Consider the following 12,105-nt stretch of genomic DNA (forward strand, 5'->3'; position numbering starts at 1 on the left):
TATAAGATACTATTAATATCCAGCATAAGTTACTACAGCACGACGGTTTTTAGCATAAGCTGCTTCATCATGCCCTAATACAGCTGGTTTTTCTTTACCATAAGAAACAATTTCCATTTGGCTTGCAGAAGCACCATTACCTTGTAGGTATGATTTAACTGCAGCTGCACGGCGTTCACCTAATGCGATGTTATATTCAGGAGTACCGCGTTCATCAGCATGACCTTCGATAACAACTTTTACATTATTTGCACGAATAAATACAGCGTGTGCATTTAATAATGTTGCATATTCAGACTTAACATTATATTTATCAAAATCAAAATATACTGTGTTCATTTGTTGTAATTTTTGAAGTTGTTCTAAGGCTTCTTTTGATAAAGTACCATTTGAATTACCACCTGCGTTACGGCTACTATTAGATGAACATGCAGTTACAGCGATTAATGGTAAAGCAACCGCAGCTACTTTAAGAAATTTAGAAAATTGCATTGTATTAACTCCTTTGTTTAAATAAATTATTACTTATATTTTATACATCTAACCAACTTAAAAGTAACACCAGTTACTAACCAGAAAGATTAGAAGTATATATTATAACGACCTTAAGCTTTACACAATTTTAATAATCACAATATTGTATAATTTTTAAGCTCTTCTTATAAATATGGCGACCATGCAGGGAATTTTACTTGCCCATCGGTTGCCGGTAACCTTGCTTTAAAATTACCATCGGTAGATACAAGATTCAAAATGGTACCTAATCCTTGTGATGAACTATAAATGATCATAGTACCGTTTGGTGCAATACTTGGCGTTTCATCTAAAAAAGTATCGGTTAAACGTTGATAGGTTTTTGTGTCCATATCATATCGAGTAATATGTTGTTCACCATTATTAGTTGATATCATAGCAATAAAAGAACCATCCGGCGACACGCGGGCATTCTGATTCTGCGTATTATCCCACGTTATTCTTTGAGATGCACCACCATTAATATTGATACTATATAATTGAGGACGTCCCGCTTGGTCAGAAGTGTAGACAATAGTTTGATTATCCGGCATCCAAGATGGCTCTGTATCATTACTACGGCTAGAAGTGATTTGCGTGATTTTTTTGCTACTTAAATCCATCATATATAAATTTAAGCTTCCTCCTTTAGATAAAGCAAACGCTAATTTACTACCATCTGGAGAAAATGCTGGAGCGCCATTATGTTGAGGAAAAGATGCAATTGTTTGAACAGCACCACTCTCTAATGTTTTTAAAACCAATGCAGAATGACCGCCTTCAAAAGTCACATAGGCCAATTTTTTACCATCAGGTGACCAAGTAGGAGACATTAACGGTTCTTTAGAACGATGAACAGTGGTTTGATCATAACCATCATAATCAGACACTCTTAATTCATGCGAAAAAGGCCCTTTAGTTGTTTTAACAACATAAGCAATTCGTGTTCTAAATGCACCTTTAATACCCGTTAGTGATTCAAAGATTTCATCACTAGCAGTATGCGCCGCATAACGAAGCCAGCGTTTTTCAATAGAAAATTGGTTTTGTGCCAAAACTGTACCAGGATGGTTGACTGTATCAACTAATTGATAATTTATAAGGTATTTCCCTGACGCATCGGGTTGAATTGAGCCTACTACAACTGCCGAAACACCAAGATTATTCCATACTGCAGGGGTCACCTCTGAAGCAGTGGTTGGTTTTTGAGGCATACGATTAACGTCAATAGGATTAAACTTACCGCTATTACGCAAATCAGAAGCAATAATATCTTCAATAATTTGTGGGGGCTCTCCTCCACCAGTCCATTTAAATGGAGCAACAGCGATTGGTTTAGCAGAATTCACTCCATCGGTAATAATAATTCTGACTTCAGAATTAACCATCGTAGTAAAAAATAAAATAAAACAAGTTGTCAAAAAGCGAGAAGCGAATTTGATCATCTTAAATTCCTTAATAAAAGCAAGAAACATTGAGTTAAATTAAACATAAACCGATAAAAAACAGAAAATAAAATCTTTGAAAATTAATATATTACCGTTAACTAGCTACACATACTAAACTTTACAAAACATAAACAATTTTGTAGCGAGAAAGATAGCCGATATCTGATAACAAGTCCATAGTCTTTAAAATAAAAAGATTTATGTAATAATAATGGTTTTACTATATAAAATACCCAAAGTAATAATAAAAAAATTATTCTAATTGTAGGTGTCTATACTAATCCTATTTAAATAAGGTTTAAAGAGTTTGAAAAGATATTTTTATATATGAAAATGAATAAATATATAAAAAAGTTTACAATTTAGATGGCGACCATAAGGAAGTGATAATTTTGCTTAAAAAGATGACATTATTTTTGGCAATTTTCACAATAAAAAGTATTACGCTGTCCTATTTTTTGTGATTTTATTTCTGTACCACAAATTATGCACGGTTCATCTTTGCGTCCATAAACTTGTAATTCTTGCGCAAAATATCCAGGTTTGCCATCAGACTGAAGAAAATCCTTTAGTGTTGTTCCGCCTTGTTCAATTGATTTGGTAAGAACTTGTTTAATGGAAGCAACCAATCTTTCAAATTCATTTAATTGTAAGGAGCTGACTTTGCGATTAGGATTAATTTTTGCCATAAATAGCGATTCAGAAGCATAAATATTGCCGACTCCAACTACAATATGGTTATCCATAATCCAGCTTTTAATGGGCACTTTTCGATTTTGGGCTTTTTCGAATAGATATTCTGCTGAAAATTCATTACTTAAAGGCTCTGGTCCCAAATGTTGTAATTGAGATATTTCGCCTAATGAACTAGTCCAAAGCCAAGATCCAAAACGCCTAGGATCGGTATAACGTAATATGATACCATTTCCTAAAACGAGATCGATATGATCGTGCTTTTCTGCTTTTTGGTGTTTTTTTAAAATACGTAAGCTACCTGACATTCCCAGATGAATCACAATCCAGTTGTTAGATAGCTGTAATAATAAATATTTTGCACGTCGTTTTATATCTAAAATAACTTGTCCATGAGCATTACTTATAGCCCTATCAACTGGCCAGCGTAATTTAGATTGTCGAACAATAATTTTATCTATAGTTTGTCCCTTTAAATACGGTAAGATGCCTCGGCGACTTGTTTCAACTTCTGGTAATTCAGGCATATTCTTTTTCCCCCCTAGTTATTTAATAGGTCTGTAACCCAATTTGGAGCTTGCTGAGCAGGCACTGACTGGTTATTACCATTGCATAAGCTCTGAGGATTAATCGTCCATACAGGTAAAGATCGAATTCCGCTTCCATTACATTGCCACTGCCCATCACTATCAATAGGTACCATAAAAATATTTTGAGGTTGTGGCAGCACTAATTTCTTTGGTGGGTTATTTTGTAAGTATTCACTATAAATTTTTAGGGCACCAGTTGCACCCGTTAATTTCATTGGAGAATGATCATCTAAACCAATCCAAATAACAGCAACATTTTTACCGTCAATCCCTGTAAACCAGCTATCACGAGAATCATTACTTGTTCCTGTCTTAGCAGCTAAATTAAACGAACCGTATTTAGCTTTTAATGAACGAGATGTCCCCGAATTAACCACTTGTTGCATAGCGTAAGTAGTTAGATAAGCCGATTGTTGAGATACTGCCTGAAGCTGTTGTGGATAGCTTTGATAAACAAGCTCACCTTTGTCAGTCAATACATATCTTAAAATAGAAAGTGGAGAACGTTGACCATTATTAGTTATCGTTTGAAACATCTGTGCAGTTTCTAACGGTGTTAATTCTAAAGCACCAAGTAACCTTGATGGTAAATTAGGTATACGCTCTGCTGGTACGCCCAGCGCTTGTAAAGTATTTTTTGTTGCATCAAGCCCCAATGCCATACCTAAATTAACAGTAGGTACATTAAGTGAAAGCGCTAAGGCGTCGACTAACATAACACGATCGCGGAATTTTCGATCATAGTTTTTCGGTTCCCAATAGCCTCCACCATCAAGCTTAATCGATAAAGGATTATCGTTAAGCCAAGTATTGAGTTGGTAATGATCGGGTTGTCCAAGTGCGGTTAGATAAGTTGACGGTTTAGCTAATGAACCAATTGCTCGCTGAGTTAACCAAGCACGGTTATAACCCGGATAACGCGGTTCTGCGCTACCAATAATTGAGCGAATTTCCCCAGTCTCACGACTCACAATCACCATTGCTGTTTGTAATTCTTTATTGGTTGATGTACGCAGTTTCTCAATTTCGTTAGTGACCGCTTGCTCTGCAGCAGATTGAGCCACAGGATCAAAGGTAGTAAAAATCTTCATACCAGACAAATGATCTGCTTTATCACCTAATTGTTTTCGAAGTTCACTGCGCACAACTTGCATAAATGCTGGTTGTGGTGAAATCACACCACCTTTAGGTAGAACTGTTAGTGGGCGCTGACTTAATAAAGTATACAACTCATCATCAATAATACCTTGCTGCTCAGTGAGTTTTAAAACCACATTGCGACGTTCAATAACTTGTTGAGGTTGTGTCCAAGGATTATATAATGAAGCCCCTTTGACCATACCAACTAGTACTGCTTGCTGATCCAATGTAAGTTCATTAACTGGACGACCAAAATAGTAAAGACTTGCTAATGGGAAACCATGAATCTCCTCACTACCTGCTTGTCCCAAATAAACTTCATTTAAATACAGTTCTAAAATACGTTCTTTGCTATAACGAGCATCCAAAATTAATGCCATATAAGCTTCACGTATTTTTCGACTTAAACTACGTTCATTAGTTAAAAAAAGATTTTTGACCGTTTGCTGGGTTAATGTACTTCCACCCTCGGTACGACCTGTTGTTAAATTAACAAAAATAGCACGGCCAATAGAATATAAACTTACACCATGATGATCGTAAAAACGTTTATCTTCTGTTGCTATCAATGTTTGTAACAATGAATCAGGGAATTCTTTTAATGGCACAAATAACCGCTGTTCGCCATTTGGAGAGTGCATCATAGTAATTAATTTAGGATCAATTTTAAGCAATCCAAAATCACGCCCCGTCTCTAGATTAGTAATACGATCGATACGATTTTCATAAAAAGTAATTCTGACTCTAAACGCTTGCTCTTCACCATCAGGAAAAGTAAAAGGCCGACGATAGACTTCAACTGCATCGTTACTTACAATAAATTCACCAGGACGAGTAGCTTTAGTATCTTGCTGACGATATTGGGCACCAACTAACATTGTCACTACATCATTTAAGCTATATTCACTATCAGGCTCAAGATCAATAATTTGACCATAAACCGCTGCTGGCAACTCCCACACATTTCCGTCAATCCTCTCTTTGATTTGTTGATCAAGATAGACACCATAAATAATAGCCACAGCAACAAATATGAGAAATAACTTAAATAATAATGTTAAAAATCGTCGCAAAAGTGTAGGCTTTTTATTTTTTTTAGTCCTTTTAGAAGATCGTTTTTTTGCTGTTTTAGTTGATGTATTCAAACTGCACCTAACATTTATTATCCAATAAAATTAGCTTATGATAACATAATTTTTTAAGGATACCTTACCCTTCTTTTTTAGAAAAATTTCAATTAAGTAGGTATTTAAATATAAAATAAATGCATAAATTTAAAAATTTAGCTGTGAGCTAATACTTTTAACTTTTGACAAGAAAGCTTTTTTTGACTTACCTGTTAATCCTTCAGAAATAGGTAAACTTGCCGTTAACGGATTGACTGGCTTATTATTAATATGTAATTCAAAGTGCAAATGAGGACCAGTGGAACGCCCTGTGTTTCCTGATAGTCCAATTTTATCGCCTTGCTTAACTTGTTGTCCTGGTTTGACTAAAATTTTATCCAAGTGCATATAAGTGGTCATATACTGACGACCATGCCGGATAGCAATATAGTTACCTGCTGAACCACTATACTTTGCAATGACTACTTCACCATTACCAACGGATAATACAGGTGTTCCGCGTGATACTGCAAAATCTACACCATTATGAGGGGCTATTTGTCCTGTAACTGGGTGCAAACGGCGTGGGTTAAATCCAGAAGAAACACGTGCTTTTGTAGCTAAAGGATAACGAAAAAAGCTTTGGGATAAGCTGTTACCACTGATGTCATAATATTTACCATCATCAGCTAGAATAGCATAATAATCCTTGGTTCCACTTTTAACACGGACACCCAGTAACTGGCTATTGGATAAACTTTTACCATGCATTTCTCGTGTTAGAACAACTGAAAATTTATCACCAACTTGTAATCGACGAAAATCTAAACGCCATTGTAAAGCGCGGGTAATAATACCAATTTCATTACTAGTTAGACCACTTTTGCGCGCATCAGCAACAAAATTAGTTTTAATATCACCTTTTATAACAATATCTTGTGGTACAACTTCAGCTGTTTCGGAACTTTCTACAAATTTATCGCCAGATTTTTCATAGATTCGAATATTATTACTTGATATTGTCCAACTAAAAGTTTGCAAATTATGATTATCATCAGTCGTCCAGCTAATTTGTTGGCCTATTCTTAAATTTGCAAGTTGTTTAAATTTAGTCGTTAACTGATAAATATCATTTCGGTTAACGTTATAACGAATTAAGATATCATGCAAAGTATCGCCACGCACAATAGTATATTGCACTGAGTTATCTTTATCATCAACGATGTCATCTAATTCATCCTTAACAATTTCATCTTCAGGAACGTCTGATGATTCGGTAACGGTAGCCGTTTTACCATTGACTATCTCGACTCTCCCATCATCAGCAAGAAAATGGGAGTTATCATTTACAGTAGTTTCAACTTGAGGAGTTAAAGGAACATAAACAGTTCGATCCAGATTGAGTGGACGCCACAGAATAGTAAATAAAATAACAATAAAAAGGACGCCTAATATTGAAAAATAGGGAATTTTAAAATTATTTTTTTCAATATCAGGGGATTTTATTTGTCTTGCCAAAATTAACCTTAACTATTTATTACTAAAACTAATTTTTATCCAAACAATCCAACAGTTGCTGTGTTAGTTTTAATAAAAATTGTGAATATGCATCTTTGGAAAGAGCGATACCTGTTCCTAATGGATTTAATTCTCCAATTCGAACATCCGTTCCATCCACTAATTTTTCAATAACTGCTGGGCTAAACTGCGGTTCACGAAATACGCATACAGCTTGGTGTTCTTTGAGCATCTGCTGAATAGAATAAACTTTTTGGAAACCGGGCTGAACTGCTGGATTTATAGTAAAACTACCTAGTTTTTTCAATCCGAACCGTGTCTCAAAATACCCATAAGCATCATGAAACACAAAATACCCTCTATTTTGTACGGTAATGAGTTTTTTTGCAATATTTTGTTCTGTTTCTACAAGCTTAATGTTGAACTCGTTTAAATTTTCATCGATCAATGTGCTTTTATTAGGATAAAGCTCGATAAGTTTATCATGAATTGACTGCGCAATAATTTTAGCAATTTCAGGAGAAAGCCAAATATGCTCATCATATTCACCATGCTGATGATGCTCTTGAACAGACTCATCATGAGAATGGTTATCTTCATCCTCATCATCATGGCTAATACGAAGCAATGCGTTAATCTCTGGTATTGCCATTAATTCGATTTGTTTTTGCTTATCAATGCTTTTTAGGATTGTTGGCATAAAAGCTTCCATATCTTCACCAACCCAAACCACAAGTTCTGCTGATTTTAGTTTAGCTAAATCAGATGGTTTTAAATAATAAGTGTGAGGGGATGCACCATCAGGGAGTAAAATATCAGTATCGGTCACTCCAGAAGCGATAGCTTCAGTGATAAACCCTATCGGTTTTACAGACGAAATAATTTTCGCATTAGCATAATTAGTAATACTGTGAAGAAATGCTAATGAACTCAGTATGATTAAAAAAGAAGCTAATTGTTTACTGTTCCGTACAATATATTTTTTCACATCGTTATCCTATATTTATAATGTATGATAGAATAGAATTAATTTATTGTTATAATATAACATAACATATTTATAGGCAAGGGCCCCAACAATATGACGCCATTAATTACGCTTAATAATATTTCAGTGGAAATTGACCATCAAAAAATATTATATGACGTTTCATTAAAAATACATCTTAATCAAATTATTACATTATTAGGCCCTAATGGTGCAGGTAAATCGACCCTAGTAAAAGTTATTCTGGGGTTGGTTCCTTGCACCTCAGGGACAGTCGTGCGTTCACCTAATTTAACGATTGGCTATGTGCCACAGTCAATCAACTTAAATTCAACATTACCTATTACTGTTAAACGTTTTATGCACTTAAATAAGCAATTAAATAATGAAGATATGCTTAATATATTATCCATGGTAAAAGCTGAATATTTAATCAATAAATCTATGCATCAATTATCAGGTGGTGAATTACAGCGTGTTTTACTAGCTCAAGCCTTAGCAAAGAAGCCTCAATTATTGATTCTTGATGAACCAACTCAAGGCGTAGATGTCAATGGCCAGGTACTTTTATATGATTTAATCACTGATGCAAAAAATCAGTTTAATTGTGGTGTCTTAATGGTTTCTCATGATCTTCATTTAGTCATGGCAAAAACAGATGAAGTAATCTGTTTAAATCATCATATCTGTTGTTCTGGTACGCCAGCCATTGTTTCTAATGACCCAGAGTTTATTTCTCTCTTTGGCCGATACGGGGCATCACAAATTGCTGTTTATAAACACCACCACACTCACCAACATGATTGCTGCAAATCCCCTATTGAGCAAAATAAGGCAATTGTTTTGCCTAGCTATGAAAGGAAAAATAATGATTGAGTTACTATTACCATCTTTATTAGCTGGATTATGCTTAACTAGCATAACAGGACCTTTAGGTACTTTCGTTGTTTGGCGTAGAATGTCCTATTTTGGCGATACGTTATCACATGCTGCTTTACTTGGTATCGCATTTGGATTTTTACTGAATATCAATTTATTTTATGCTGTCATTTTTATAACTCTTCTACTCGCCTTAGGATTAATTTGGTTAGAAGCTCAAAAACAACTTCCTATTGATACTTTACTTGGGATTTTGGCTCATAGTGCATTATCACTTGGTTTAGTAGTAATTAGTTTAATGGACAATATTCGTATTGATTTAATGGGATACTTATTTGGTGATCTTTTATCAGTAACATATTCAGATCTTTATCAAATTATTATTTGTGTAGCATTTATTGGCGCTTTATTGTTTTGGCGGTGGAATAACATTTTATTCATTACTGTGAGTGAAGAATTAGCTTTTAGTCATGGCATTAACGTACAGTTCACAAAATTAATTTTGACACTACTATTAGCGTTAACAATAGGTCTATCGATGAAATTTGTCGGAGCCCTAATTATCACTTCTTTACTTATTATTCCTGCCGCAACAGCCAAATATTATTCGAAAACACCTGAAACAATGGCATTAACTGCAATAATAATAGGTATGTTATCAGTTATTGCTGGATTGATATTTTCATTTATTTACGATACGCCAACAGGTCCCTCAATAGTATTAAGTAATACTTGTCTATTTTTTATATCATCATTTATTTCAAAACTCATTTTAAATAAAAAGAATTGAAATCATTGCAAAACTGTATTATTTATTGCGTGTCATATCCCATTAATAAATGGCTTTAATGGGTTTTTCGATATTTTCTAATATGATAATAATAAAATTAAACATATTGATAATTAGAAACTATGTCACTTGCAATTATTTATACGCGGGCATCTATTGGAATACAAGCCCCCTTAATAAACGTCGAAGTTCATATTAGTAATGGGTTACCAGGTTTTGTATTAGTTGGTCTTCCTGAAGCAACCGTTAAAGAAGCTAAAGATCGAGTTAGAAGTGCCATTATTAATAGTGGTTTTACCTTTCCAGCTAAAAAAATAACGGTAAACTTATCTCCAGCAGATCTACCAAAAGAAGGAAGCCGCTTTGATTTACCAATAGCTATTGCTATCCTTGCCGCAACAGAACAAATTCCAACAGAAAATTTATTACATTATGAATTTCTAGGCGAATTAGCGTTATCAGGAAATATTAGAGCTGTAAAAGGAGCAATTCCGGCAGCAATCGCTTCGAAAAAGAAAAATCGCATATTAATAATTTCAGCAGAAAATCAATCGGAGATTTCTTTGATTCACCAAAACAATACATTAATCACTAATAGCCTATTAGAATTATGTCAATATTTATATAGAGAAATTGATTTACCAACGGTTGAATACCGTGAATACCAAGATATTGATAGTAACTTAGCTAATCTACAAGATATAATCGGGCAAGAACACGCCAAAAGAGCATTAGAAATTGCGGCGGCTGGAGGGCACAATTTACTATTAATTGGACCTCCAGGCACAGGGAAAACGATGTTAGCAACTCGTTTAACATCCTTATTACCTCAACTATCAGATGACGAAGCACTCGAAAGTGCAGCAATAACTAGTCTAGTTAGTCCAAATGGCTCAATTAAAAACTGGCGTAAAAGGCCTTTTAGATCACCTCACCATAGTGCATCAACCGCGGCACTAGTTGGCGGAGGATCGATTCCTAAACCAGGGGAAATTTCACTAGCACATAATGGGGTATTATTTTTAGATGAATTACCCGAATTTAATCGAAAAGTATTAGACGCTTTGAGAGAACCAATTGAATCGGGTGAAATAATCATTTCAAGGGCCAATGCAAAAATAAAGTTTCCCGCTAAGTTTCAATTAATAGCCGCAATGAATCCGAGTCCAACAGGGCATTATCAAGGAACACATAATAGAACGACACCACAACAAACCATACGCTATTTAAATCGACTTTCAGGACCTTTTCTTGATAGGTTTGATATTTCTATTGAGGTACCTTTACTACCAAAAGGTACACTGAGTAAAATAGCTACTTCTTCAGAATCAACTGAAACAGTAAAACAGCGAGTTTTACAAGCAAGAAATATTCAGTTTAAAAGAAACAATAAATTAAATAGTCAGTTAAGTACGAATGAAATTCAATGCTATTGTCAGTTATCAAATGAAAATAATGAGTATTTAGAGCAGGCATTGATAAAATTGGGACTCTCTGCTAGGGCATGGCATCGAATATTGAAAGTATCTCGAACAATTGCTGATTTAGATTTGTCAGAAAACATAGAACGAAAACACATTTCAGAAGCATTGAGTTATCGTTCTATGGATCGATTACTAATTCAATTACACAAAAACATTGGTTAAAAGAATTAGTCATCATTATCTACAAAATCATCAGTAACATCAACTTGTGGCTTTCCGCCAGATAATGTATGAAACCGTTTTGGCTTATTTATGCGAGAAAGATATTTCAGCCATGTTTTTTCAAAATCAGTAGATGGTTCTTTTTTACCTTTGCAAACGGCTACAAATGATTTTTCTTCTGCAGTGGAAGGGGTTCTGGTTTCTGCATCAAGTTCTTTAAAAGCACAACCATGCTTTTCTAAAATCAAAGCTTCTTTAATAGTAAAATCCCCATGTCGGGAAAATCCTCTTGGATAATTTTTATTATCAAAAAAGCGTTGTTGACTTACAAAACTCTCAGCCATGTTCTATCCTCTATCTAGATTGTAAAAGTAGTTGGGCGAAAATTATAATTGACTAAGTTAATCTGTAAACAAAATTTTTTTATTTACATAGACAAAAACGACTAAACGATTAAAATTAGAACAGAAATATTATTTTTTGGCAGGGGCGGAGAGTCTCGAACTCCCAACACCCGGTTTTGGAGACCGGTGCTCTACCAATTGAACTACGCCCCTAAATAAAGGTGGCGGAACGGACGGGGCTCGAACCCGCGACCCCCTGCGTGACAGGCAGGTATTCTAACCAACTGAACTACCGCTCCACCGAATTTGGTGTGTATATATAAAATTTAAAAGTCTGGCGGCACCCTACTCTCACATGGGTAATACCCACACTACCATCGGCACTACGGCGTTTCACTTCTGAGTTCGGCATGGGGTCAGGTGGGACCACCGCGCTATTACCGCCAGACA

The 12,105-nt window shown here is 35.0% G+C and carries 10 protein-coding genes, 2 tRNA genes and 1 rRNA gene; 3 read left to right on the forward strand and 10 right to left on the reverse strand.

Annotated elements, in window-relative coordinates; all coding sequences use genetic code 11:
* Window positions 1–12: 12 nt before the first annotated feature.
* The 6 genes from pal to znuA all read right to left on the reverse strand — a co-directional run bounded on the left by pal (window position 13) and on the right by znuA (window position 7,996).
* Window positions 13–492 carry a peptidoglycan-associated lipoprotein Pal gene (pal, locus tag ACYIAJ_RS04340; protein ID WP_483558695.1) on the reverse strand — a complete coding sequence of 160 codons (480 nt, stop codon included), beginning with the start codon at window positions 490–492 and terminating at the stop codon, window positions 13–15.
* A 167-nt stretch (window positions 493–659) separates the two neighbouring features.
* Window positions 660–1,955, reverse strand: a complete 1,296-nt coding sequence (tolB, locus tag ACYIAJ_RS04345) for a Tol-Pal system beta propeller repeat protein TolB (protein ID WP_483558729.1) — start codon at window positions 1,953–1,955, stop codon at window positions 660–662.
* A gap of 416 nt (window positions 1,956–2,371) precedes the next feature.
* Window positions 2,372–3,181 (reverse strand): bifunctional DNA-formamidopyrimidine glycosylase/DNA-(apurinic or apyrimidinic site) lyase, encoded by an 810-nt coding sequence (mutM, locus tag ACYIAJ_RS04350; RefSeq protein ID WP_483558697.1) that lies wholly within the window; start codon window positions 3,179–3,181, stop codon window positions 2,372–2,374.
* A 14-nt stretch (window positions 3,182–3,195) separates the two neighbouring features.
* Window positions 3,196–5,529, reverse strand: a complete 2,334-nt coding sequence (mrcB, locus tag ACYIAJ_RS04355; RefSeq protein WP_483558699.1) for a bifunctional glycosyl transferase/transpeptidase — start codon at window positions 5,527–5,529, stop codon at window positions 3,196–3,198.
* A 129-nt stretch (window positions 5,530–5,658) separates the two neighbouring features.
* Window positions 5,659–7,008, reverse strand: a complete 1,350-nt coding sequence (mepM, locus tag ACYIAJ_RS04360) for a murein DD-endopeptidase MepM (RefSeq protein ID WP_483558701.1) — start codon at window positions 7,006–7,008, stop codon at window positions 5,659–5,661.
* Between the two features lie 28 nt (window positions 7,009–7,036).
* Window positions 7,037–7,996, reverse strand: coding sequence for a zinc ABC transporter substrate-binding protein ZnuA (znuA, locus tag ACYIAJ_RS04365; RefSeq protein WP_483558702.1), 960 nt, complete (start codon window positions 7,994–7,996; stop codon window positions 7,037–7,039).
* 93 nt (window positions 7,997–8,089) lie between these two features.
* Here znuA and znuC point away from each other — a divergent pair, with 93 nt between their 5' ends.
* The 3 genes from znuC (at window position 8,090) to ACYIAJ_RS04380 (ending at window position 11,311) form a co-directional block, all read left to right on the forward strand.
* Window positions 8,090–8,872, forward strand: a complete 783-nt coding sequence (gene znuC / locus ACYIAJ_RS04370; RefSeq protein WP_483558704.1) for a zinc ABC transporter ATP-binding protein ZnuC — start codon at window positions 8,090–8,092, stop codon at window positions 8,870–8,872.
* Window positions 8,865–9,665 carry a zinc ABC transporter permease subunit ZnuB gene (znuB, locus tag ACYIAJ_RS04375; RefSeq protein WP_483558706.1) on the forward strand — a complete coding sequence of 267 codons (801 nt, stop codon included), beginning with the start codon at window positions 8,865–8,867 and terminating at the stop codon, window positions 9,663–9,665. The genes znuC and znuB overlap by 8 nt, the downstream gene beginning before the upstream one ends.
* Before the next feature lie 122 nt (window positions 9,666–9,787).
* Window positions 9,788–11,311 (forward strand): YifB family Mg chelatase-like AAA ATPase, encoded by a 1,524-nt coding sequence (locus ACYIAJ_RS04380; protein WP_483558708.1) that lies wholly within the window; start codon window positions 9,788–9,790, stop codon window positions 11,309–11,311.
* Between the two features lie 5 nt (window positions 11,312–11,316).
* Here ACYIAJ_RS04380 and ACYIAJ_RS04385 read toward each other — a convergent pair whose 3' ends face one another.
* The 4 genes from ACYIAJ_RS04385 to rrf form a co-directional block, all read right to left on the reverse strand.
* Window positions 11,317–11,655, reverse strand: coding sequence for a MaoP family protein (locus ACYIAJ_RS04385; RefSeq protein ID WP_483558710.1), 339 nt, complete (start codon window positions 11,653–11,655; stop codon window positions 11,317–11,319).
* A 137-nt stretch (window positions 11,656–11,792) separates the two neighbouring features.
* Window positions 11,793–11,868: transfer RNA gene (locus ACYIAJ_RS04390), tRNA-Trp, on the reverse strand.
* Window positions 11,869–11,877: 9 nt separating this feature from the next.
* Window positions 11,878–11,954: transfer RNA gene (locus tag ACYIAJ_RS04395), tRNA-Asp, on the reverse strand.
* 33 nt (window positions 11,955–11,987) lie between these two features.
* Window positions 11,988–12,103, reverse strand: a 5S ribosomal RNA gene (gene rrf, locus ACYIAJ_RS04400).
* Window positions 12,104–12,105 lie beyond the last annotated feature (2 nt).

This window comes from Gilliamella sp. X-46 (assembly GCF_057063525.1).